At 69.4% G+C, this 24,077-nt stretch carries 20 protein-coding genes; 14 read left to right on the plus strand and 6 right to left on the minus strand.

Going from position 1 to position 24,077, the window contains the following annotated elements; genetic code table 11:
- Positions 1-21: 21 nt before the first annotated feature.
- Complete coding sequence (gene lpdA / locus WA967_RS04245) at positions 22-1,419, minus strand: dihydrolipoyl dehydrogenase (protein WP_424419647.1); 1,398 nt, start codon at positions 1,417-1,419, stop codon at positions 22-24.
- 141 nt (positions 1,420-1,560) lie between these two features.
- Here lpdA and WA967_RS04250 point away from each other — a divergent pair, with 141 nt between their 5' ends.
- The 3 genes from WA967_RS04250 (at position 1,561) to WA967_RS04260 (ending at position 3,363) form a co-directional block, all read left to right on the plus strand.
- On the plus strand, positions 1,561-2,028 hold the full coding sequence (locus tag WA967_RS04250; protein ID WP_424419803.1) for an FHA domain-containing protein: 468 nt from the start codon (positions 1,561-1,563) through the stop codon (positions 2,026-2,028).
- A complete protein-coding gene (locus WA967_RS04255) occupies positions 2,028-2,717 on the plus strand; it encodes a MerR family transcriptional regulator (RefSeq protein WP_424419648.1) in 690 nt (229 codons plus the stop codon). The genes WA967_RS04250 and WA967_RS04255 overlap by 1 nt, the downstream gene beginning before the upstream one ends.
- A 100-nt stretch (positions 2,718-2,817) precedes the next feature.
- Complete coding sequence (locus WA967_RS04260) at positions 2,818-3,363, plus strand: MerR family transcriptional regulator (RefSeq protein WP_424419649.1); 546 nt, start codon at positions 2,818-2,820, stop codon at positions 3,361-3,363.
- Positions 3,364-3,492: 129 nt separating this feature from the next.
- On the opposite strand, the gene WA967_RS04265 is transcribed toward WA967_RS04260, so the two are convergent.
- Entirely contained in the window at positions 3,493-4,305 is an 813-nt protein-coding gene (locus tag WA967_RS04265; RefSeq protein ID WP_424419650.1) for a ParA family protein, read from the minus strand.
- Positions 4,306-4,462: 157 nt separating this feature from the next.
- Here WA967_RS04265 and WA967_RS04270 point away from each other — a divergent pair, with 157 nt between their 5' ends.
- The 3 genes from WA967_RS04270 to def are packed head-to-tail and all read left to right on the plus strand — an operon-like array spanning position 4,463 to position 10,457.
- Positions 4,463-7,870: a pyruvate carboxylase gene (locus WA967_RS04270; protein ID WP_424419651.1), complete on the plus strand. Its 3,408-nt coding sequence runs from the start codon at positions 4,463-4,465 to the stop codon at positions 7,868-7,870.
- A gap of 44 nt (positions 7,871-7,914) precedes the next feature.
- Positions 7,915-9,966: a MinD/ParA family protein gene (locus WA967_RS04275; RefSeq protein ID WP_424419652.1), complete on the plus strand. Its 2,052-nt coding sequence runs from the start codon at positions 7,915-7,917 to the stop codon at positions 9,964-9,966.
- Positions 9,966-10,457: a peptide deformylase gene (gene def, locus WA967_RS04280; protein WP_424419653.1), complete on the plus strand. Its 492-nt coding sequence runs from the start codon at positions 9,966-9,968 to the stop codon at positions 10,455-10,457. The genes WA967_RS04275 and def overlap by 1 nt, the downstream gene beginning before the upstream one ends.
- A gap of 163 nt (positions 10,458-10,620) precedes the next feature.
- On the opposite strand, the gene WA967_RS04285 is transcribed toward def, so the two are convergent.
- The gene (locus WA967_RS04285) at positions 10,621-12,447 is read right to left on the minus strand and encodes an AMP-dependent synthetase/ligase (protein ID WP_424419654.1); all 1,827 of its coding nucleotides are present in this window, start codon (positions 12,445-12,447) and stop codon (positions 10,621-10,623) included.
- A gap of 117 nt (positions 12,448-12,564) precedes the next feature.
- On the opposite strand from WA967_RS04285, the gene WA967_RS04290 reads away from it, so the two are divergent.
- Together WA967_RS04290 and WA967_RS04295 are read left to right on the plus strand one after the other, a co-directional pair.
- Positions 12,565-13,263 carry a lysophospholipid acyltransferase family protein gene (locus WA967_RS04290; protein ID WP_424419655.1) on the plus strand — a complete coding sequence of 233 codons (699 nt, stop codon included), beginning with the start codon at positions 12,565-12,567 and terminating at the stop codon, positions 13,261-13,263.
- 65 nt (positions 13,264-13,328) lie between these two features.
- A complete protein-coding gene (locus WA967_RS04295; protein ID WP_424419656.1) occupies positions 13,329-14,666 on the plus strand; it encodes a class II 3-deoxy-7-phosphoheptulonate synthase in 1,338 nt (445 codons plus the stop codon).
- 19 nt (positions 14,667-14,685) lie between these two features.
- Here WA967_RS04295 and pknB read toward each other — a convergent pair whose 3' ends face one another.
- Positions 14,686-16,629: a Stk1 family PASTA domain-containing Ser/Thr kinase gene (gene pknB, locus WA967_RS04300; RefSeq protein WP_424419657.1), complete on the minus strand. Its 1,944-nt coding sequence runs from the start codon at positions 16,627-16,629 to the stop codon at positions 14,686-14,688.
- An 81-nt stretch (positions 16,630-16,710) separates the two neighbouring features.
- Positions 16,711-17,871, minus strand: a complete 1,161-nt coding sequence (locus tag WA967_RS04305) for a LysM peptidoglycan-binding domain-containing protein (protein ID WP_424419658.1) — start codon at positions 17,869-17,871, stop codon at positions 16,711-16,713.
- Between the two features lie 145 nt (positions 17,872-18,016).
- On the opposite strand from WA967_RS04305, the gene WA967_RS04310 reads away from it, so the two are divergent.
- Entirely contained in the window at positions 18,017-18,355 is a 339-nt protein-coding gene (locus tag WA967_RS04310; protein WP_424419659.1) for an Rv2175c family DNA-binding protein, read from the plus strand.
- Between the two features lie 2 nt (positions 18,356-18,357).
- Here WA967_RS04310 and WA967_RS04315 read toward each other — a convergent pair whose 3' ends face one another.
- Positions 18,358-19,431: a polyprenyl synthetase family protein gene (locus WA967_RS04315; RefSeq protein ID WP_424419660.1), complete on the minus strand. Its 1,074-nt coding sequence runs from the start codon at positions 19,429-19,431 to the stop codon at positions 18,358-18,360.
- A gap of 95 nt (positions 19,432-19,526) precedes the next feature.
- Between WA967_RS04315 and WA967_RS04320 the strand changes: the two genes are divergently transcribed.
- The 5 genes from WA967_RS04320 to WA967_RS04340 all read left to right on the plus strand — a co-directional run bounded on the left by WA967_RS04320 (position 19,527) and on the right by WA967_RS04340 (position 24,064).
- Positions 19,527-19,919 (plus strand): DUF3040 domain-containing protein, encoded by a 393-nt coding sequence (locus WA967_RS04320; RefSeq protein WP_424419661.1) that lies wholly within the window; start codon positions 19,527-19,529, stop codon positions 19,917-19,919.
- Between the two features lie 274 nt (positions 19,920-20,193).
- Positions 20,194-20,625 carry a division/cell wall cluster transcriptional repressor MraZ gene (mraZ, locus tag WA967_RS04325; protein WP_424419662.1) on the plus strand — a complete coding sequence of 144 codons (432 nt, stop codon included), beginning with the start codon at positions 20,194-20,196 and terminating at the stop codon, positions 20,623-20,625.
- 98 nt (positions 20,626-20,723) lie between these two features.
- The gene (gene rsmH / locus WA967_RS04330) at positions 20,724-21,662 is read left to right on the plus strand and encodes a 16S rRNA (cytosine(1402)-N(4))-methyltransferase RsmH (protein WP_424419663.1); all 939 of its coding nucleotides are present in this window, start codon (positions 20,724-20,726) and stop codon (positions 21,660-21,662) included.
- A complete protein-coding gene (locus tag WA967_RS04335) occupies positions 21,659-22,255 on the plus strand; it encodes a hypothetical protein (RefSeq protein WP_424419664.1) in 597 nt (198 codons plus the stop codon). The genes rsmH and WA967_RS04335 overlap by 4 nt, the downstream gene beginning before the upstream one ends.
- 24 nt (positions 22,256-22,279) lie before the next feature.
- Positions 22,280-24,064 (plus strand): peptidoglycan D,D-transpeptidase FtsI family protein, encoded by a 1,785-nt coding sequence (locus WA967_RS04340; protein WP_424419665.1) that lies wholly within the window; start codon positions 22,280-22,282, stop codon positions 24,062-24,064.
- The last annotated feature ends 13 nt before the right edge of the window (positions 24,065-24,077 follow it).

The raw sequence follows: 24,077 nt of genomic DNA on the forward strand, positions 1-24,077 counted from the left end.
CTTCCGCGCTGCGAGAGCGACTCAGAGATTGATCATGTGGCCTGCGAGGCCGTGGAAGCCCTCCTGCAGCGCCTCCGAGAGCGTCGGGTGCGTGTGCACGTTGCGGGCCGCCTCCAGGGCGGTGAGGTCCCACTTCTGCGCGAGCGTCAGCTCGGGCAGAAGCTCGGACACGTCGGGGCCGATGAGGTGGCCGCCGAGCAGCTCGAGGTGCTCGGCATCCGCGATCAGCTTCACGAAGCCGACCGGCTCGCCCAGGCCGTTGGCCTTGCCGTTGGCGCTGAACGGGAACTTCGCGACCTTGATCTCGCGACCGGTCGCGCGGGCCTGCTCCTCGGTGAGGCCGAAGCTGGCGACCTGCGGCTGGCAGAACGTCGCGCGCGGCATCATCCGGTAGTCGCCCAGCGTCTGGGTCTCGGCGCCGGCGATGGTCTCGGCGGCGACCACGGCCTGCGCCTCGGCCACGTGGGCGAGCTGCAGCTTGGCGGTCACGTCGCCGATGGCGTAGATGCCGGGGACGTTGGTGCGCATGTAGTCGTCGATGGCGATCGCACCGCGCTCGGTCAGTGCGACGCCGGTGGCCTCCAGGCCGTAGCCGTCCACGTTCGGAGCGAAGCCCACGGACATGAGCACCTTGCCCGCGTCGATCTCGCCGGGCACGCCGTCGCGGGTCTCGTAGGTGACATGCACGGACGAGCCGTTGTCGGTCACGGTCTTCACCGCGGTGGAGGTGAGGATCTCGATGCCGAGCTTCTTGTACTGCCGCTGGATCTCCTTGGAGACCTCGGCGTCCTCGTTGGGCAGCGCGCGGTCGAGGAACTCGATGATCGTGACCTTCACGCCGTAGTTGGCCAGCACGTAGCCGAACTCCATGCCGATCGCGCCGGCGCCGACGATCGCGATGGACTCGGGCAGCTCGCGGCTGAGGATCTGCTCCTCGTAGGTGACGACGTTGTCGCTGAGCTGCACGCCCGGCAGCAGGCGCACGGTGGATCCGGTGGCGATGATGGCGTTGTCGAAGGTCACCTCCTCGGAGGTGCCGTCCGACTTCGCCACCGAGATCGCCTGGGGGCCCGTGAACGTGCCGCGACCGTCGTACTCGGTCACCTTGTTCTTCTTCATCAGGAAGTGGATGCCCTTGACGTGGGTCTCCGAGACCTTGCGGCTGCGGTCGAACGCCGCACCGAAGTCGAAGTGCACATCACCCGAGATGCCGAAGAAGTCGGCCTTCTGGGTGAAGGTGTGGGCGACCTCCGCGTTCTTCAGGAGGGACTTGGAGGGGATGCACCCGACGTTCAGGCACACACCGCCCCAGTACTTCTCCTCGATGATCGCGGTGGACAGTCCGAGCTGAGCGCTGCGGACTGCGGCGACATAGCCGCCAGGGCCCGCGCCGAGGATGACGACGTCGTAATGTGGCATGCCCACAAGCCTATCGTCTGCGCCGCGCGCGGGATGAGCATCCGTTCCGCAGGAAGACGGCGGATCCCCCCCCTCCCGGTCACCCGATCGCATCCGATAGGCTGGGAGACCGGAGGAGGGAGACCCGTGACAGACGACAGCATGATCGGCGCCGGAGGCGCGATCCACCGAAGCGGCGAGCCGCGGCACGATGTGACGCAGACGTTCGGCCATGAGTCCGATCTCTCCTTCGTGCCGTTCGGCGCGGACCTCACCGAGGCGGAGGGTGCGGCCATCGCGGCACTCCCGGCCGGCTCCGCGCTTCTGCTCGTGCGCTCCGGCGCGCTGGCGGGCGCGCGCTACCTGCTCGACGCCGACGTGACCACCGTGGGTCGCCATCCCGAGGCGGACATCTTCTTCGATGACGTGACCGTCTCGCGCCGTCACGCGGAGATCACCCGCACCGGAGGCGTGTTCGAGATCATCGACCAGCGCTCTCTGAACGGCACGTACGTCAACGGTGAGCGGGTCGATCGCAGCGAGCTGTCCAACGGTTACGAGCTGCGCATCGGCAAGTTCCGGATGAACTTCTTCGTCTCCCCGATCGATCTCGCGACGGCGAACGACTGATGACGGCGGCCGGAGCCGCACAGGAGCGCACTCCAGCGGGCACGCTTCTCAGCATCGGCCAGGTTCTGGCGCGTCTGGTGCCGGAGTTCTCTCAGCTGACCTCCAGCAAGCTCCGCTTCCTCGAGGTGCAGGGCATCGTCAGCCCGTCGCGCACCGAGTCCGGCTACCGCAAGTTCTCGGCACACGACGTGCAGCGCCTGCGCACCGCGCTGATCCTGCAGCGCGACCACTACCTGCCGCTGAGCGTGATCCGCGAGCAGCTCGATGAGGCCGAGGCCAAGGGGCAGCCCTGGGCCGACCTCGTCCCGCCGTCCATCGCACCGCCCGCGCGCCGTCACCGTCGCGAGGACCTGCTGGCACGCACGGGCGCCACGCCCCAACTGCTGAACGAGGCCATCAGCGCCGGCCTGGTCGCAGCGTCCGAGACCTACACCGATCAGGCGGCCTCGCTGCTGGCTGGACTGGTGGTGCTGGCCAGGCACGGCATCGAACCGCGCCACCTGCGCAGCCTGCGGCAGAATGCCGAACGGGAGGCCGCGCTGATCGAGTCGGCGCTGTCCACTCTGCTGCGCAGGACGGATGCCGCATCGCGCGGCCGTGCGGCCGAGCTGGCTCCGGAGCTGGCCACGCACATCGACTCCGTGCGGAGCCTGATGGTGCGACAGGCGCTGACTCGCGCGCTTTCGTAACGAACCGGTTGCGACACACCTTCAGCGCGATGCTGATGTCGTTGCCGCGGGTGAGGTGCTGCTCTAGCGTTGAGGTATTCGTTCAGGAGAGGACAGAAGTATGAATGCGGATGAGCTGACAGGCAACCCGCGGTTCGTGACCGAACTCCTCTTCACGGACGGGCTCCCCGCCATGGACGACGAGGTCGGCTATCGCGGTGCCGTCGCCGCACGCGCTGCCGGCATCACCTACCGGCAACTGGACTACTGGGCCCGCACTGAGCTCGTGGAGCCCACCGTGCGCAGCGCCACGGGCTCCGGCTCGCAGCGCCTGTACGGCTTCCGCGACATCCTTGTGCTCAAGCTCGTCAAGCGCCTGCTGGACACGGGCATCTCGTTGCAGCAGATCCGCACCGCGGTCGAACAGCTCCGTGCCGCCGGCATCCGGGATCTGGCAGGGACCACGCTCATGAGCGACGGGGCCTCCGTCTACCTGTGCACGTCGAACGATGAGGTCATCGACCTGGTCAGCCGCGGCCAGGGCGTCTTCGGCATCGCCGTCGGCAAGGTGCTGCGCGAGGTGGAGTCCACGCTCGTGGAATTCGACCCCACGGCACCCGACCCGGTCGACGAGCTGGCCGCGCGCCGCAAGAAGCGCACGGCCTGACCCTCGCCTCGACTCATTGCGCTCGCCCAGGACGGGCGACGGGCTCGGGAGTCCACGGCGCCGAGTCTGTTCGCTGATGGGTCGCTGAGCTCGTCGAAGCGTCGGCTGCGTGAGCCGGAGCAGTGCGCCTCAGGCCAACGGGCCGTTCTCGGGGACCGGCACCCGGCCCGTGCGGATGACGCGGTCCAGCAGCTGGTCGAAGTCGCTGGCGAGCTCCTGCGCGGAGTCGCCGGGCCAGATGTGCAGGGGCTTGGCCGCGCCCTGCGCCTGCTGCAGCGAGGTGCGCTCGGGCAGCTGAGGGGCCAGCACCAGCGGGCCGAACATGTCGCGCAGCTCCTTGATGCGGAACTGGTGCTCGATGGACTGCGGGCGCACGCGGTTGACGACGATGCCCAGCGGCTGAAGGCGAGGGGAGAGTCCGCGACGGATCTCCTCGATGGCGCGCAGCGCGCGATCAGCGGCGGCCACGGAGAACAGGCCGGGCTCGGTGACGACCATTACCCGGTCGCTGGCGGCCCAGGCTGTGCGGGTGAGGGCGTTCAGCGACGGAGCGCAGTCGATGAGCACGAGGTCGTACTCGCTCTCGACGGTGGCCAGGGCCTCCTCGAGCTTCCACACGTCGCGCACGCTGGGGTGCGGGCCGTCGAAGTTGATGGCGGACGGGCTGCCGATCAGCAGGTCGATCGTACCGGGGTGCACCTTAGCCCACCCGCTGGTGGTGATCGCCTGACGGACCACCTTCTCCTTCGGGTTCTCCAGCACGTCGGCGATGTTGAGTCGGCCGGCGATCTGGATGTCCATGCCGGTGGACACATCCGACTGCGGGTCGAGGTCGACCACCAGGGTGCGGATGCCACGGGCGAAGGCGGCGGAAGCCAGACCGAGGGTCACGGTCGTCTTGCCGACGCCTCCCTTGAGGGAGCTGACGCTGAGTACGTGCACTCCTACACGTTACCGTGCCCTTCCCGTGAGTCACCTCCGCACGCCTCGGGCGAGTCACGCGGTCGGGAGAGCACCCGGACTGCCGTTAGTCTGGGGACACACTCAGCCCCCGCTCTGCGTGCAGACCCTGCGCGCATCGACCTCTGAAGAGGTGTGCATGTTCCAGAAGATCCTGGTGGCCAACCGCGGTGAGATCGCGATCCGCGCATTCCGTGCGGCATACGAAGTGGGGGCGCGCACCGTCGCGGTCTTCCCCTACGAGGACCGCGGGTCCCTCCATCGGCTGAAGGCCGATGAGGCATACGAGATCGGCGAGCGCGGTCACCCCGTGCAGGCCTACCTGGACGTGGACGGCATCATCCGCGTCGCACTGGATTCCGGGGCGGATGCCATCTACCCGGGCTACGGATTCCTCTCCGAGAACCCGGAGCTGGCCGAGAAGGCCGCGGCCGCGGGTATCACGTTCATCGGCCCGCCCGCCCACGTGCTGGAGATGGCGGGCAACAAGGTCGAGGCCAAGCACCACGCGGTCGAGGCCGGCGTGCCCGTGCTGCGCTCGACCGAGGCATCCGACGACATCGATGTCCTCGTCGCGCAGTCCGACGAGATCGGCTTCCCGCTGTTCGCGAAGGCCGTCGCCGGTGGCGGCGGGCGCGGCATGCGGCGCGTGGAGAGCAAGGGCGAGCTGGCGCCCGCACTGGCCGAGGCCATGCGCGAGGCCGGTGCGGCGTTCGGCGACTCCCGGATGTTCCTCGAGCAGGCCGTCCTGCGCCCCCGGCACATCGAGGTGCAGATCCTCGCCGACGCGCAGGGCGAGACCGTGCACCTGTTCGAACGCGACTGCTCGGTGCAGCGGCGGCATCAGAAGGTCATCGAGATCGCCCCGGCGCCGAACCTCGACGAGTCGATCCGCGCGGACCTGCACCGGCACGCCATCGCGTTCGCCCGTTCGATCGGCTACCAGAACGCCGGCACCGTGGAGTTCCTCCTGGAGACCACCGGCCCGCGCGCCGGCGAGGTCGTCTTCATCGAGATGAACCCGCGCATCCAGGTCGAGCACACCGTGACCGAAGAGGTCACCGACGTCGACCTGGTGCGCGCGCAGATGCAGATCGCCGACGGCGCGACCCTCGCCGAGCTCGACCTGCGGCAGGACGACATCCGGCTGCGCGGCGCAGCCATGCAGTGCCGCATCACCACCGAGGACCCCACGCAGGGCTTCCGCCCCGACACCGGCAAGATCACCACCTACCGCTCGCCGGGCGGAGCGGGCATCCGTCTGGACGGCGGCACCACGGCAGCGGGATCCCAGGTGAGCCCGTACTTCGACTCGATGCTGGCCAAGCTCACCTGCCGCGGGCGCTCGTTCCACAGCGCCGTCTCGCGTGCCCGCCGTGCCCTGGCGGAGTTCCGCATCCGCGGCGTCTCGACCAACATCCCCTTCCTGCAGGCCGTGCTCGACGACCCGTCCTTCGAGGCGGGCGACCTGTCGACCTCGTTCATCGAGGAGCGCCCCGAGCTGCTGCGCGGCCGCGTGTCGAAGGACCGCGGCACGAAGATCCTGCGCTGGCTGGTGGACGCCACGGTCAACAAGCCGCACGGCGAGAACCCCCTGGCGCTGCCGCCCGCGCACAAGCTCCCGGTGCTCGACCTGAGCGCGCCCGCCCCGGCGGGCTCGCGCCAGCTGCTGCAGGAGAAGGGGCCTGCGGCCTTCGCCGAGGCGCTCCGTGCCCAGACGGCCCTCGCCGTCACCGAGACCACCTTCCGCGATGCGCATCAGTCCCTGCTGGCCACCCGCGTGCGCACCAGCGACCTGGTCGCTGTGGCGCCGTATGTCGCACGGATGACCCCGCAGCTGCTGTCGGTGGAGGCATGGGGCGGCGCGACCTACGACGTGGCGCTGCGCTTCCTGGGAGAGGACCCGTGGGACCGGCTGGCGGCCATGCGCGAGGCGCTGCCCAACGTCGCGATCCAGATGCTGCTGCGCGGACGCAACACGGTCGGCTACACGCCGTACCCCACTGCGGTGACCGACGCGTTCGTGCGCGAAGCCGCCGCGACCGGCGTGGACATCTTCCGCATCTTCGACGCGCTCAACGACGTCTCGCAGATGCGACCGGCCATCGACGCGGTGCTGGGCACCGGCACCGCTATCGCCGAGGCGGCCCTGTGCTACACAGGCGACCTGCTGAACCCCGCCGAGGACCTGTACACGCTGGACTACTACCTGCACGTGGCCGAGCAGATCGTGGATGCCGGAGCGCACGTGATCGGCATCAAGGACATGGCGGGTCTGCTGCGCCCGGCCGCCGCGGCGAAGCTCGTCGCGGCGCTGCGCGAGCGCTTCGATCAGCCGGTGCACGTGCACACGCACGACACCGCGGGCGGTCAGCTCGCGACGCTGCTGGCGGCCGGTGCGGCAGGAGCGGATGCCGTCGACGCGGCCTCTGCGCCGATGTCGGGCACCACCAGCCAGCCCTCGCTGTCGGCGCTGGTCGCGGCTCTCGCGCACACCGAGCGCGACACCGGCATCGATCTGCAGGCGGTCTCCGACCTCGAACCGTACTGGGAGGCGCTGCGCCGGCTGTACAAGCCGTTCGAGTCGGGGCTCAGCAGCCCCACCGGCCGTGTGTACCACCACGAGATCCCGGGCGGTCAGCTCTCCAACCTGCGCCAGCAGGCCATCGCGCTGGGCCTCGCCGATGACTTCGAGCTCATCGAGGACATGTACGCCGCGGCCGACGACATCCTCGGACGCGTACCCAAGGTGACGCCCTCCTCCAAGGTCGTCGGCGATCTGGCCCTGCACCTCGCCGCGGTGAAGGCGGATCCCGCCGACTTCGCCGCGAACCCCGAGCACTACGACATCCCCGACTCCGTCGTCGGCTTCATGGCCGGCGAGCTGGGAGACCTGCCCGGCGGGTGGCCGGAGCCGTTCCGCAGCAAGGTGCTCGCGGGAAGGGCTGCGAAGCGCGGCATCACCCCGATCACCGACGCACAGCAGACCGCGCTGGACGGCACGTCCGCTGAGCGGCGCGCCATGCTCAACGAGCTGCTCTTCCCCGGACCCACCAAGACGTTCCGGCAGAACCGTGAGGAGTACGGCGACCTGTCCGTGCTGGACACTCCCGACTATCTCTACGGGCTGGTCCCGGGTGCCGAGCACGCGGTGCAGATCGAGCGCGGGGTACGACTGTACGTCGGCCTGGAGGCCATCGGCGCAGCCGATCCCAAGGGCATGCGCACGGTCATGACCACCCTCAACGGCCAGTTGCGGCCGGTGTCGGTGCGCGATCGGTCGATCGTCGTCGACGTCCGCGAAGCGGAGAAGGCCGACACGTCCAAGCCCGGTCAGGTCGCGGCTCCCTTCTCCGGAGCGGTGACGCTGAAGGTCGAGGAAGGTGCGGTCGTGGGGGCCGGCGATCCGGTGGCATCCATCGAGGCGATGAAGATGGAGGCAGCCATCACGAGTCCCGTCGACGGGGTCGTTGAGCGGCTCGCGATCGCCCACACCGCGCAGGTGGACGCGGGTGATCTTTTGGTCGTGGTCCGTCCGGCGCACTAACCTTGGGCGGGCGCGCATCTGCGCCGGAGCAGGGAGTTGGTACCGTGACGCCGAAGAACATCGTCGATCCCGACGGGGATGATTCGCTGGGCGTGCTCGATGACACCGCGTCGTCGGACACGATCGCGATAGGCCCGCACGACGGCACCGCCCAGGTCAGCGTGACGCTGCCCACCGGCGGCGATGACGACGATCTGGTCGACGACGGGGTCGTGGGCGGTGAGGTCGTCTCGGATCTCATCATCGACACCTCGGCCGTCGCCGACGACGAGGTGCTCGCCCGGATCAGCCAGGAGAAGCCGGAGATCATCATCGAGCTCCCGGCCGAGGAGACCCCGGTGAAGGCTGAGGCCGCGGAGAGGGCGGCGGGGCCTGCGGTCGCCGTCGCCGAGATCGTCGAGGAGCGGGAGACATCCGCGGCGGAGCCCGCCGCGGATGCCGATGTCGAGGATGCCGTCGTCGTGCCGGCGACCGGCGCGGTGACCGCGGACGAGAAGGATGCCCCCGCAGGGCACGGCAGCGCCGTCCACGGGCCTGCCGCCGATGCGTCCGAATCGGATGCCCTGGTGAAGAGCACAGCCAGGAGACCCGGCCAGGCGACGAAGAAGCGTGCTGCGAAGAAGAAGGCGGCGGCTGCGGAGCCTACTGCGTCGCCGTCGCCTGCCTCGCCGCTGGCCGCCTCGCCGGTGCCTGCCTCATCGGCGACTGTCGCGCCGGAGGAGCCCGCTGCACCTGCGCGGTCCGCGGTGCCCGGGGGGTCCGCCGCGCCGTCGCCGCACGACCCGGTTGCCGCAGTCTCCGAGACGCCGACCGTCTCCGAGACGCCGACTGTCTCGGAGACGCAGCCCGTCTCCGAGACGCCGACCGTCTCGGAGACGTCGGGCGCGGCCGCCGGGCTGACCGAACTGGAGTCCGCCGTCGCAGAGGCGAAGGCGCGGCTGCGCGAGGCCATGTCGCCCGCGTCTCGCACCGCGTTCGAGGAAGCCGAGCCCGACAGGGCTCCCACTTCAGAGGAGAAGACCACCGTGGCCCCTGATGACCGCGCACCCGCATCCCGCCCCGCCGCCGAGCTCGCGCATCGCACCGCGGACCACGAGCATCCCGCAGGGGCGGCCCTCGTCTCCAAGCGCATCGACGACCTGGGGGACTCCGGCCGCGAGAGCGCGGATCTGCTCACCGCCGACCGGCTGTTGGATCCTGCGCGCATGATCAGGCCGGAGCCCGAGGGCACCTGGAGCCACCTGCTGTACGCGGCATCCGGCGGTCGCATCAACATCGGCGACGGGCGCAAGGCGCGCGAGCGCAAGGCGCTGCGCGCCCGCATCGCCGCACCCATGTCGGGCGACGCGCGGTTCGTGCCCGTGCTGTCCCGCAAGGGCGGAGTGGGCAAGACCACCATCACGGCGCTGCTGGGGATGGCGCTGGCCGACGCACGCGAGGACCGCGTCATCGCCGTCGACGCCAACCCCGATCGCGGCACGCTGGCCGAGCGGGTCGTGGGCGGCCACACCAAGTCCGTTCGCGACCTGGTGCGCATGCAGCACGAGATCCGCGGCTTCCACGATCTGTCCGCACTCGTGGCGCGGGATCAGACCCGCCTGGACGTGCTGGCATCGGATGCCGACCCGCACGTGTCCGAGGCGTTCGGCGACGCGGACTACCGCGATGTCGCGACCCTCGCCGCGCAGTACTACTCCCTGGTGCTCACGGATTCCGGCACCGGCATCGTGCACTCCGTGATGGGCGCCACGCTCGATCTCGCCGACCGGATCGTCGTGGTCTCGGGGCTCTCCGTCGACGAGGCGCGGCTGGCGTCCGAGACGCTCACCTGGCTGGAGACCAACGGGTACGCGCAGCTGGCCCGCGAGGCCATCGTCGTGCTCAACCAGTCCACGCCTGGCGCGCCCCTGGTGCGCCTGGGCGAGCTCGAATCGCACTTCTCCACCCGCGCTGCGCACGTGCTGCGCCTGCCGTACGACCCGCAGATCGCCGGCGGCGGCGCCATCGACTTCGCCGGCCTCCAGCCGCAGACCCGCCGGGCCGTGCGCGAGATCGCCGCCGTGCTGGTCGAGGGCCTGCGGGCGAAGGCCGCCTGATGACCGTCCGCGAGATCCGCCTCTACGGCGACCCCGTGCTGCGCCAGAAGTGCGCGCCCGTCGAGACCATCGACGACGGCGTCCGCGCTCTCATCGCCGACCTCGTCGAGACCGTCGAGGTGCCCGGCCGCGCCGGCGTCGCCGCCAACCAGATCGGCGTGGCGCTGCGGGCGTTCAGCTACAACATCGACGGCGACATCGGCTACGTCATCAATCCCGTCCTCACCGAGGTGCGGGGCGAGGCCGTCGAGATCGGCGAAGGATGCCTGTCGGTGCCCGGACTGTGGCACGACACGCCCCGGCATCCGTGGGCGCGCGTGGAGGGCATCGACCTCGACGGGAACCCCGTCGTGCTGGAGGGCGAGGGGCTGCTCGCCCAGGCCCTGCAGCACGAGACCGATCACCTGGACGGCATGGTCTACCTGGGACGCCTGCAGGGCGAGACCCGCAAGCAGGCCATGCGCGAGGTCCGCGAGAGCGACTGGTTTTGACACACGGGCCGGGTCAATGCCGCGAAGCGGCGGTGACGCGGCATCGTGTCAACATTGAGCGAGCGCCAGCGAGTCGAAATGTCGTGAGCGGCTTCGAGAAGCCGCGTTGAACGACTGAGGCCCTCCGCAATGCGGAGGGCCTCAATCTGCATCCGGGGGCTTCTCAGCCCATCGGGGTCGTCGTGGTGTGCGTGGTCGTCGAGTAGATCTCGGTGATCTCGGCGGCGAAGTCCTTCAGGATCTCGTTGCGCTTGATCGACATCTTCGGGGTGAGGTGGCCGCTCGCCTCGGTCCACTCCACGGGCAGGATCGTGAACTTGCGGATCGACTCGGCGCGCGAGACCGTCTTGTTCGCACGGTCGATGGCGCGCTGCACCTCGTCGCGGACGGCGGCGTTGGTGCTGGCATCCTTGAGTGACATGTCGGCGGGCAGTCCGTTGTTGGACAGCCAGGCCGGCAGCATCTCCGGGTCCAGCGTGATCAGCGCCGAGATGAAGGGCTTCTGGTCGCCCAGCACCACGACCTGGCTGACGATCGGGTTCGCGCGGATCGGGTCCTCGAGCTGCGCGGGGGAGACGTTCTTGCCGCCGGCCGTGACGATGATCTCCTTCTTGCGACCGGTGATGGTCAGGAAGCCCTCGGAGTCGAAGCTGCCCAGGTCGCCGGTGCGGAACCAGCCGTCGTGGAACGCCGCGGCGGTGGCCTCGGGGTTGTTCCAGTACTCCTTGAACACGTTGATGCCGCGGACCTCGATCTCGCCGTCGTCGTCCAGCCGGATGCCCACACCGGGGAGCACGGGGCCGACGGTGCCGATCTTGGACTTGTCGGCGAGGTTGACCGTGGCGGGCGCTGTGGTCTCGGTGAGGCCGTAGCCCTCCAGGATCACCACGCCCAGGCTGTGGAAGAAGTGGCCCAGGCGCGCGCCCAGGGGAGCGGAGCCGGAGACGGCGTAGGCGACGTTCCCGCCCATGGCCTCGCGCAGCTTGCCGTAGACGAGCTTGTCGAAGAGCTTGAACTTCAGCTTCAGGCCCAGCGGCAGCTTCTTCCCCTCCTCGAGAAGGGTGGAGTGCTCGACCGCGACCGCTGCGGCGGCGCGGAAGATCTTGCCCTTGCCGCCGGCCTCGGCCTTCTGCTCGGCGGAGTTGTACACCTTCTCGAACACGCGGGGCACGGCCAGCAGGAAGGTCGGCTTGAACGAGCCCAGCGCGGGCAGCAGGTGCTTGGTGTCGGGCTGATGACCGGTGCGCACGCCGGCGTGGATGTCGAGGATCGAGATGAATCGGGCGAACACGTGGGCGGTCGTGATGAACAGCAGCGTGGAGGCGTTGGGCGTGGAGACCACGTCGTCGAGGGCCTTGGCCGAGTTGCGGGCCAGCTCGACGAAGTTGCTGTGCGTGAGCACGCAGCCCTTCGGGCGCCCCGTGGAGCCGGAGGTGTAGATGAGAGTCGCGATGTCGGATCCGACGGCGAGGTTCCGGCGGCGCTCGATCTCGGCATCCTCCACGTCCACGCCCTTGGCGGTGAGCGTGTCGATGGCGCCGAGGTGCATCTGCCAGACCTCGCGCACCAGCGGAAGGTCGCCGCGCACCTCGTCCACGCGGGCGAAGTGCTCGGGCGACTCCACGATCAGCGCGATGGCGGAGGAGTCCTCCATGATCCAGCGGATCTGGGCGGGCGAGCTGGTCTCGTAGATCGGCACCATCACCGCGCCGGCGTAGAACAGGGCGAAGTCGACGAGGGACCACTCGTAGGTGGTCTGCGCGATGAAGCCGACCTTCTCGCCGGGCTGGATGCCGGAGGCGACGAAGCCCTTGGCCAGCGCGATCACCGCCGTCTCGAAGTCCTTCGCCGTGATATCGCGCCAGCCCGCGCCGTCCGGCACGGAGAAGAGTGCCAGATCGGGCGTCTTCTGCACGCGGATCCGCAGCAGGTCGGAAGTGTTCGCCTCGGGGTCGGCGGGGACGATGGCGGGGACTTCGAACTGGGTCACGGCAGCTCCTTCGGTACCGGATTGACGGGTGATACCCCCGAGTCTAGGTCATGACATCCAGTCGCAGGCAATCTGACACTCGGTCGCGCAGTGGGTGCGGAGATAGACTTCAGGACGATGTTCTACTGGCTGATGAAGTACGTCGTGATCGGACCGCTGGTCAAGGCGGTCTTCCGACCCTGGATCGTGGGGCGCGAGCGCGTGCCGGCCTCCGGCGCGGCCATCCTGGCGAGCAATCATCTCTCCTTCGCCGACTCGATCTTCCTCCCGCTGCTGCTGGACCGTCCCATGTCGTTCCTGGCGAAGAGCGACTACTTCACCGGGCGCGGGCTGAAGGGATGGGCCACCAAGGTGTTCATGAAGGGCACCGGGCAGATCCCCATCGACCGCTCCGGTGGCAAGGCCTCCGAGGCCTCGCTCAACACCGGTCTGCAGATCCTCGGTCGCGGCGATCTGCTGGGCATCTACCCCGAGGGCACCCGCAGCCCCGACGGCAGGCTGTACCGCGGACGCACGGGGCTGGCCCGTATGGCGCTGGAGGCCAAGGTCCCCGTCATCCCGGTGGTGATGGTCGACACCGATGTGGTCATGCCCATCGGGCACAGCGTCCCTCGCATCGGGCGCGTGGGCGTGCTGGTCGGCGAGCCGCTGGACTTCTCACGATACGAGGGCATGGAGAACGATCGCTACATCCTGCGCTCGGTGACGGACGAGATCATGATCGCGCTGCAGCGCCTGGGCGCGCAGGAGTACGACGACGTGTACGCCTCCACGGTCAAGGACCGCCTGCCGCAGGCTGCGTCGAAGCGCCGCTGAACGAGCGGGATCCGGACGGGGTCACAGCGCGATCGCGCGAGTCGCGCGGACACTAAGCTGGGTGGATGCTTCCCTCGCACCCTGAACTCGACGCGTGGCGATCCCTTCCCATAAAGCAGCAGCCGCAGTGGCCCGACGCCGAGCGCGTCGCCGAGGTCTCCGCGCAGATCGCCTCGCTGCCGCCGCTGGTGTTCGCCGGCGAGGTGGATGCGCTGCGCGAGAAGCTCGGGCGCGCGGCGGCCGGCAAGGCGTTCCTGCTGCAGGGCGGCGACTGCGCCGAGACCTTCGCCGGCGCCACCGCCGACCAGATCCGCGATCGCATCAAGACCGTGCTGCAGATGGCCGTCGTGCTCACCTACGGCGCGTCCATGCCGGTGGTGAAGATGGGGCGCATGGCGGGGCAGTTCGCCAAGCCGCGCTCCAGCGACACCGAGACCCGGGGCGACGTCACCCTTCCCGCGTACCGCGGAGACATCGTCAACGGCTACGACTTCACGGAGAAGTCCCGGCAGCCGGATGCCGGCCGCCTGCTGCAGGGCTACCACATGGCCTCCTCGACGCTGAACCTCATCCGCGCTTTCACGCAGGGCGGGTTCGCCGACCTGAGGGAGGTGCACTCCTGGAACAGGGGCTTCGCCCAGAACCCCGCCAACCAGCGCTACGAGCGGATGGCTGCGGAGATCGATCGCGCCATCAAGTTCATGGAGGCCGCCGGCGCCGACTTCGACGAGCTCAAGCGCGTGGAGTTCTTCACGGGCCACGAGGGTCTGCTGATGGACTACGAGCGGCCCATGACCCGCATCGACTCGCGCACGGGCAATCCGTACAACACCTCGGCGCACTTCATCTGGATCGGGGAGCGCACGCGCGGCCTCGACGACGCGCACGTGGACTACTTCTCGCGCATCCGCAACCCCATCGGCGTCAAGCTCGGGCCGACGACGTCGCCTGAGACGGCGCTCGAGCTGATCGAGAAGCTCGACCCGGAGCGCGAGCCGGGCCGCCTGACCTTCATCACCCGGATGGGATCGGAGAAGATCCGCGACGCCCTGCCTCCGCTGCTGGAGGCGGTGCGGGATGCCGGCGCCACCCCGCTGTGGGTGACCGACCCCATGCACGGGAACGGCATCACGACCTCCACCGGCTACAAGACGCGTCGCTTCGACGACGTGGTCGACGAGGTGCGCGGCTTCTTCGAGGCGCATCGCGCCGCGGGGACGTTCCCGGGTGGCATCCACGTGGAGCTCACCGGTGATGACGTCACGGAGTGCCTGGGCGGATCCGAGCACATCGACGAGGCCACGCTCGCCACGCGGTACGAGAGCCTCTGCGACCCGCGTCTGAACCACATGCAGAGCCTGGAACTGGCGTTCCTCGTGGCCGAGGAGCTCGAGAAGCGCTGAGTCGGCGCGGCGGTGCGCCTCAGCCCTGCAGCTTGAGGGTGAGCGTGACCGTGCCGCCCTTGGGCAGCGTGCCGTCGGCGGGCTTCTGCTCGATGACGGTCGCCATGTCGCCGAAGCCGGGAAGGTCTCCCCAGCCCTGGTACTTGGCCCTCAGCCCCAGGCCCTCGAGCTTGGCCTTGGCCTGCGTGAGCGTCATGCCGACGACGTTCGGGACGGTGATGGGCTGCGGGCCCTTCGACACCGTGAGCGTGACGGTGTCGTCCGGGCGCCAGCTGCCGCCGCCGGGGCGCTCGGCGGACTGGGAGATCACGGAGCCCTTGTCGACCGTGTCGCTCCACTCCTCGGGCGTGCCGTCGGCGACCTTCAGGCGGGCATCCTGCAGTGTCCGCTTCGCGTCGTCGAGCTTCATCCCGACCACGTCGGGAACCGGCCCGAGCGAGACCTGGATGACCGCGGAATCGTCCTCGAACACCTGGCAGCCATCGCCGCAGGCGTAGTCGTCGCCGCCCGCGCGCGGAGTGATGCGCACGTTCAGCACCAGGCCGCTGCCCAGCTTGTCGAAGTACTCCTCGGCGGTGCCCGAGACCTTCACCCGGTTGGTCTGGAGGATCTGCCGCACCTCGTCGGCCGTCCTGCCGGAGAGCTTCTCGATCGTGTGCTCGGCGGGGCCCGAGGACACGATGAGCGTGACGGTGCTCTCCTTCTCGACGCGCTCGCCCTCGCCGGGCTCGGAGCCGATGACGCTCCCCTTGGCGACGGTGATCGACGACTGCGGGGTCGTCTTCGTGGTGAGGCCCTCGGCCTTGACGGCCTGCTCGGCCTGGGCCAGCGTCATCCCCGCGACCTTCGGCACCGCGATGAGCGATCCCGGTCCGGAGCCGAACCACCAGCCCGCGCCGCCGGCGGCCACGGCCAGCAGCAGCACCAGAGACAGCAGCAGCGTGCCGCGGGCACGTCGCCGTGCCGTGCGCTGACGCAGCCTGGCGCCGTTGTCGGTGTCGGAGGGCGCCGGAGAGACGACCTCGGGCAGCACCGCGGTTCCGCTCGGAAGGATCTTCGTCACCGCGCCGGAGTCATGCCGCACTGGTGCAGCGGTGCTGGCCGTGGGAACGGGGGAGATCCCCAGCTCGCGCTCGATCTCCCGCAGCCGCTCCAGCATCGCCTGTGCATTCAGCGGACGCTCGTCGGGCGACTTGTCCGTCGCCCACAGCACCAGCTCGTCGAGCTGATCCGGCACGCCGGGGTTGCGCACGCTGGGGCGCGGCACCTGCTCGGTGGCGTGCTGGAAGGCGATCTGCATGGGCTGCTCGCCCTTGTACGGCTGCTCGCCGACGAGCATCTCGTAGAGCATGATGCCCAGCGCGTAGATGTCGCTGCGGGCATCCGCCGTGCCGCGGGTCACCAGCTCGGGGGCGAGGTAGGCGATGGTGCCCAGCAGCTGGGCGCCGCTGGCGGTGTTCGCGGTGGTGGCGCGTGCCAGGCCGAAGTCGCCGATCTTGATGCGGCCGTCCTCAGCCAGCAGCACGTTCTCGGGCTTGACGTCGCGATGCACGATGCCGGCGCGGTGGGCGGCGGCGAGGCCGGAGAGGATGGCGTCCATGATGGTGACGGTCTGCGTCACGGTGAGGCGCTTCTGCTCGCGCATCAGCTCGCGCAGTGTGATCCCGGGCAGGTACTCCATGACCAGGTACGCGATCTCGCCGTCCTGGCCCTGGTCGAACACGTTCACGACGTGCGGGTCCGCCAGCCGCGCCGCCGAGCGGGCCTCCTGGATGAACCTGCTCTGGAAGGCGGAGTCGTCGCTGAGATGCGCGTGCATCACCTTCAGGGCGATGCGCCGCTCGAGCCTCATGTCGGTCGCGACGTACACGGTCGCCATGCCGCCGCGCGCGATGCGCGCGCGGACCCGGTAGCGGCCGTCGACAAGCCGCCCGATGAGGGGATCGGCCTGTGCAGTGTTCACAGGAAGAGTCTATGAAGAACCGGCTGTGAGGCCTGGGAACGGCTCACCCGCAGAGGTTTCGATCCGATGACGACTGGACCGTCATCGCAGCCCGGCCACCCACTGCATCGCCTGCTGCTCCCACAGCCCGTAGCGCTCCGGGAAGGCGGAGATCTGCACGGCCTGCGCGGCAGCGGAGAACGACCTGGCCTGCCACCCGGCGATGTCCAGCAGACCATTGCTGGCGGCGCCGTTGGGGTCGTGCGCGCCGCCGTAGAACACCCGGATGCTGCGCTCGGCGTCCAGGATCTGCGCCGGCGTGCCCCAGCCCTGACTGGGACGCTGCTGGAACAGCCCCAGCGAGTCGCGGTCGCCGTGGTCGAGATTGCGCATCGTCGACTCCACCATGGCGGTGGCGAGGGCGATGGCGATGCCGCGGTCGGAGACGCCCAGCTCGCGGCCGATCGCGATGATGCGCAGTGCATGCGCCCGCTGTTCGGCATCCAGTGTCGCGGTGCGCTGAGCCGGAGCCGGGGGAGTGAGGTTCAGGGTCTGCCCCGGGTAGATGATGCTGCCGGTGCCCAGTCCATTGGCCTGCAGGAGCACGGCCACCGAGGTGCCGTGGGCGCGCGCGATGCCGAACAGCGTGTCGCCCTTGGCGACGACGTGGGTGCGGGGTGCCCCCGCTGATGCAGGCGCCGGGGAGGCTGCCGGCTCGGTCGAGGAGGCCAGAACCGGAGCCGGGGCGGATACCGCGGGGATGGTCAGCCTCTGTCCCGGGACGATCATGGCGGAGCGCCCGAGACCGTTGGCCGACATGATCGCGGCGACCGTGGTCCCGTACCGCTTCGCGATCGCGTACACGGTGTCGCCGCGGGCGACGAGGTGCGTTCCCGCCGACGGCGCGACGGGCGGCGCCGGGGTCGCAGCAGGGGCAGGAGCAACCGGTGCGGTCAGGCGCAGGGTCTGACCGGGCTGGATGATCGACCGCCACCCCAGCCCGTTCCACGCCAGGACGTCTGCGGGGCGCAGCCCGTTGCGGATCGCGATGGCGGACACGGTGTCGCCGGGCCGCACGACGTACGTCGACGCCCGGGTGGTCGAGAGGTGCGTGGTGCCGGCGGGACGGGGCATGACCGCGGGGAGCGTGCGGGCCGGCGCCTGCTGAGCGCGGACCGGCTCTGCGGCGTTCGCAGGCGTCGCGGCGATCACGGCCGCGAGGGTGCCGATGACGGCCGCCGGCGCTCCGAGTGTGATCGCCATCGACCGGGTCAAGCGAGTGTGCATGAGAACCCCCTGGTTTCCTCCAGCCACGCTGACACGGATGTAAACGGTTGTCAACAGAAGTGGCTGGTGTGACTGGAGTTACTGAACGCCGGAGGAGTGGGGAGGATGAGATAGTTGACACGTGAACGCTCCCGATATCGCCGACTGGCTGACGATCCCCGACCTCGCCGATGCTCTGGACGAGACGCCGGGACGCGTGCGCAGGCTTCTCGACGAGCACTTCCTGATCGGCTCCCGTCGCAATGGCGCCTTCGCAGTCCCCGCGGCGTTCGTCGTCGACGGGCGCCCGCTGCCGTCGCTGCGCGGCACGATCATCGTGCTGCAGGATGTCGCGTTCAGCGATGACGAGGTCATCGACTGGCTGTTCACCGAGGAGGAGACCCTCGGACGCACGCCCATCGCCGCGCTCCGGGACGGGCACAAGAGCGAGGTGCGGCGCATCGCGCGCACGCTCGCGTGAGTTCAGGCCGTCCGCGTGATGGCTGCGGCTCCCAGTGCGCGCAGCGCTTCGGCCGCGTCGTCGGCGATCCCGGGGTTCGCCAGAGTCCGCTCGGCGTCGTCCGTGAATCCGGAGATCATGCGCTCCATGCGCTCCACCGCCCCGGTTCCGCGGATCAGCTCCTGCAACTCGGAGATCGCCTGATCGGACAGGCTCCGATCACCCAGTGCGGCGTCCAGGCGCGCGCGATCGGCATCCGGGAGCTCCTCGCGCGCCATCGCGATCAGCGCGGTGCGCTTGCCCTCGCGCAGATCGTCGCCGGCGGGCTTGCCGGTGAGGGCCGGATCGCCGAAGACGCCCAGCATGTCGTCGCGCAGCTGGAAGGCCATGCCGACGGGGTGGCCGAAGTCGCGCAGCGAGGCCAGCAGACCGGCATCCGCTCCCGCCAGCGTCGCACCCAGCAGGATCGGCTCGACCACGCTGTAGCGCGCGGACTTCAGTGATGCCACGCGCAGCGCGCGCTCGAGCAGGGTGCCGGGATCGCTCACGCTCCAGGCGGACTCCTCGGCGATGTCCAGCATCTGCCCCACGGTCACGTCCCGGCGCATCCGGGCGTACTCCGCGCGGACGGCTGCGGCGTGCGGATGCCCGAGCAGCGCGTCCTCGAGCACATCGTCGCTCCAGGCCACCAGCAGGTCGCCCAGCAGCACGGCCGAGGATCGGCCGAACGCCTCGGCGTCGCCGTGCCAGCCGGCATCGCGGTGTGCGGCCTGAAGAGCGCGGTGCGAGGCGGGTCGGCCCCGGCGCGTGTCGGAGTTGTCGATGAGATCATCGTGCACGAGGGCGGCCGACTGGAAGATCTCCAGCGCTGCGCACAGCGCCCACAGTGCCTCCGATCCGTCCGGCGATCCTGCGGCGGCGCTCCAGCCGGCGTGGCAGAACCGGGCACGCAGGCGCTTCCCGCCGGCCAGCGTGGCCGCCGCGGCGTCGAGGAACAGCACGGCATCCGGACCGTACTCGCCGCCGGCCGATCTCATTCGGGCCAGGAAGGCGTCGATGCGGGAGGCGACGGCATCCGACACAGGAGAAGAAGGCACGATTCCCAGCCTAGATGCAGGAATCGGGCGACGGTCCGCTAGCCGCTCGACCCCGGCACGGGTAGAGTGGAAGGAACGAACCAAGGGGGTCGGAGATGCCTCTTTCCGAACAAGAGCAGCGCATGCTCGACGAGATGGAACGCCATCTTCTCAAGCACGATGCAGACGTCGTGACGGCGCCGTCCGGCGATCGCTCGCTCAGCTACCGCAATCTCGTCTATGGAGCGCTCCTGCTGCTCGTGGGCGTCGGGGGCCTGGTCGCCGCCGTCGTCGCCAGCACGGGTCTCGGTCCGGTGGGCAGCATCATCATCGGCGTGGTGGCGTTCCTGGCCATGCTGGGCGGCGCGATGCTGGCCTTCACTCCCGTGCGCCGCACTGCCGAATCCCTCGCGCCGGAGGATGCGAAGCCGCGGGCCGCGCGTTCGCGTGACGCCTCCTTCATGGATCGCATGAACGACCGGTGGGACCGTCGTCAGGACGAGCACTGATCTGATCCGTCTGTGGAGCCCGGATGCCTGGCATCCGGGCTTTCTCATGTTCTGGAGCCGGTGAACCGCGGTGCTCCTCCACCGGCCCTCCACCCGCCTCCCACTTTCCCTCCACCTTGTTCTGCCCCCGTGAATCCGCGTGATTCCGGGGGTTCTTTCATGTGACCGGTACGAGCTCCCGAGAACGCGCTCTATTTGTTGTAGGAAAGTGGAGGGTTGTGGAGTAAAGTGGTGCGCACCTCGAATTGGCCGGATGCAGAGGGGGTGAAGGTCGATGCTGCTGGGTACGCACACTCCGAAGCTGGATGACAAGGGACGCGTGATCCTGCCCGCGAAGTTCCGCGAGGATCTCGCCGGCGGCATCGTCGTGACCCGCGGACAGGAGCACTGCCTGTACGTCTTCAGCACGGCCGAGTTCGAGGCTCAGCACGAGGTGATCCGACAGGCATCGCTGACCGACAAGCTGGCCCGCAGCTTCATGCGCATGTTCCTCTCGGGAGCGAGCCAGGAGATGCCCGACAGCCAGAACCGCATCACGATCCCTGCCCACCTGCGCAAGTACGCGGGCCTGGAGAAGGAGCTGGTGGTCACGGGAGTCGGCGCCCATGCCGAGATCTGGGACGCAGCCGCATGGGAGGCGTACCTGGAGAGCAATGAGGAGACCTACGCAGATCTGGAACAGGAGGTGATTCCCGGACTGTTCTGACCACGGCTGTGATGCCTCGCCGCTCCGCCCCGACACACTTCCCCGGTGCCGGGTCGAGCGGAGAGGAATCAGAGCCGGAGGTCACGGGATAGAAGACCATGAGCCTCCGCGACATCCACACACCGGTGCTCCTCGAGCGCTGCATCGAGCTGCTGGCGCCCGCGCTCGCGCACGACGGCGCCGTGCTCGTCGACGCCACGCTCGGCATGGGCGGCCACTCCGAGGCGTTCCTGGAGCGGTTTCCGAACATCCGGCTGATCGGCCTGGACCGCGACACCGACGCGCTGCGCATCGCGGGGGAGCGGCTGGCGCCGTTCGCCGACCGCATCACTCTCGTGCACAGCGTCTACGACGAGATCGGCCTGCACGCGCAGGACGCCTCGGCCATCCTCTTCGACCTGGGCGTCTCCTCGCTGCAGCTGGACGAGGCCGATCGCGGCTTCGCCTACTCCAAGGACGCGCCGCTGGACATGCGGATGGACCAGACCAAGGGGCGCACGGCTGCCACGATCCTCGCGGAGTACAGCGAGGGGCAGCTGCGCCGCATCTTCGAGCGCTACGGCGAGGAGAAGCTCGCAGGCCGATACGCGCGCTTCATCGTGGAGGCTCGCGAGCAGCATCCGCTGATCCGCTCCGGCGAACTCGTCGACCTGCTCATCGCCGCCACCCCGGCAGCCGTCCAGCGCGCAGGGCACCCGGCCAAGAGGGTGTTCCAGGCGCTGCGGATCGAGGTCAACTCGGAACTGAGCGTGCTGGCCGACGCCATCCCCTCCGCCATGGACGCGCTGAACGTGGGCGGGCGCATCGCGGTGATGGCGTACCAGTCGCTGGAGGACCGTCTGATCAAGCAGGCGTTCGCGGCGGCTGCGGCCTCGACGGCTCCCGCCGGTCTCCCCGTCGAGCTCCCCGAGCATGCTCCGCGCTTCAGGATCCTCACCAAGGGCGCCGAGCTCGCGGGCGACGAGGAGCGCGCCCGCAACCCCCGGGCCATCCCGGTGCGCCTGCGCGCCGCCGAGAAGCTGCGGGAGCGCGCATGAGCCTGCTGAACGCACAGCCCCGCATCCAGCCGCGCACGTCTCCGAGACCCGACCGCGCACTGCGCCCGGTCGACGCTCCCGCGAGCTCGCGCCGCAGGCCTCGCATCGCCTATGCGGCCCTCGCCGTCGGGGGAGCGCTCGCGATCGGCGTCGCGCAGATGGGCGTGTCGCTGGCCTCCACGCAGGACGCGTTCACGCTGGCGAACCTCAACAACACGCAGCACGAGCTGAACCTGCAGAAGCGCGCGCTGAACGACGAGATGGTCGCGCTCAGCTCGCCGCAGGCGCTGGCGAGCAAGGCGGATGCCCTGGGCCTGGTCATCGCGGGCTCCGCGTCGTACCTGCGGCTCAGCGACGGCGCCGTGCACGGCGCGGGTGACGGCGCGTCGTGGATCTCCACCGTGGCACCCAACGGCGCGACCCAGGTGGGCAACGCGCTGCTGCCGCCGCCCGCATCCGCCGACCAGGCCCCGGCGGGCGACGCGCCCGCCGACGGAGCACCGGCAGACGGCGCAGCTGCGGAGACGACCCCCGTCGAACCCGCGCTGCCGCCCACCATCTCCGACGGACTTCCGTCACCGACCACTCGCTAGCCCACCCAGGACGGAGCCCGCCGCATGACCACACGCGCCACCCGCGGCACGCGACGACGCACCGTCGTCGCCCTCGCGGTGATCCTCGCCGTGCTGTCCGCCTTCGTCCTGCGGCTGGTCGACATCCAGATCGTGCACGCCGACGACAACGTCGCGCAGTCGCTGGAGAAGCTCGGCACCAAGACCGTGGTCCCGGGCGCCCGCGGCGACATCGTCGACGAGAACGGCACCGTGCTGGCATCCGACACGACGGTCTACGACCTGCAGCTGGACCCGAAGGTCATCCAGGACTACGAGGACGAACCCGATCCGAAGAAGAAACCGACGCTGTCCTGGGCCGAGGCCAGCGACAGGATCGCCGAGATCGTCGGCATGACCGGCGACGAGGTGCGCGGCATCGTGGCATCCGCGCTGGCGAAGAACCGGTTCTCGCAGTACGCGCCGATCAAGAAGGGCCTGAGCACCGAGCAGCACCTTGCGCTGAGAGATCTGAAGCTGGCGTACGTCTACGACAAGCCCCGGTCCGTGCGGGTGTACCCCAACGGCGCAGTGGCCGGCAACCTCGTCGGATTCCTCAACGGTGCAGGCGCGCCGCAGTACGGCGTGGAGAGTCTGGACCAGAAGTGCCTGGCGGCGACCAACGGGTCCATCTCGTATCAGCGCGGCCAGGGCGGGGTGCGCATCCCCGGCAGCGAGCGCACCGTCCCCGCCACCGACGGCGGCACCGTCACGCTGACCATCGACGGCGATCTGCAGTGGTACCTGCAGCAGATGATCGCCGAGGAGACGATCGGTCAGGGCGCGAAGTCCGGCACGGTCACCGTCGTCGAGGCGAAGACCGGCAAGATCCGGGCGGCGGCCGAGTACCCCGCCGTCGACCCGAACAACATCAACGGCGTCGCGCCGACGTTCTGGATGTCGCACGTGTTCTTCGGCGCCTACGAGCCCGGGTCGACGTTCAAGGCCATCACCGCGGCGTCCGTCATCGACCAGGGAAAGGCCACTCCGCTCTCGCACGTGACAGCGCCGTCGCGGCAGGAGTTCCCCAACGGCGCGGTGGTGAATGATCCGTTCAAGCACCCCGTGTACGAGTACACGCTGGCCGGCGCTCTCATCGACTCGTCCAACGTCTCCCTGTCGAAGTTCGGCTCGATGGTCACGCCGCAGAGCCGCTACGACTACCTGAGGAAGTTCGGCGTGGGCGAGAAGACGTCAGTCGGGTTCCCCGGCGAGATGAAGGGGCTGCTGGACGAGCCCTCCAAGTGGGACAACCAGTCGCTGTACACCACGACCTTCGGTCAGCACTTCACCGTCACACCCGCGCAGATCGCCGGCGCGTACCAGGCGTTCGCGAATGACGGGAAGAAGGTGGATCTGTCGCTGGTGGAGTCCTGCACAGCGGCGGACGGGACCGTCACGCAGGTCGACAGGCCGGGGAGTGAGCAGATCATCAAGCCCGAGACCGCAGCCGAGGTCCGGCAGATGCTGGAGAACGTGGCGGTGCAGGGGTCGACCGCCAAGGCCATCGCCATCCCCGGTTACCGGATCGGCGTGAAGACCGGCACCGCGCAGAAGTCCGACGGGCACGGCGGCCTCAAGCAGGGCGTGTACTTCACGAACATGGTCGGCATCGCCCCGATCGAGGATCCGCAGTACGTCGTCGTGGTCACGATGGATGAGCCGACTAGAATCAGATCTTCGGCAGCGACCGCGGACGCCTTCCAGAAGGCGATGACGCAGGTGCTGAAGACCTACCGCGTCGCGCCGTCCACGCAGCCCATGGGCGCGCTGCTCCCGAAATTCGACTAGCCGGCCCCGGGCC

The organism is Microbacterium sp. (assembly GCF_049650565.1).
Lineage (GTDB): Bacteria > Actinomycetota > Actinomycetes > Actinomycetales > Microbacteriaceae > Microbacterium.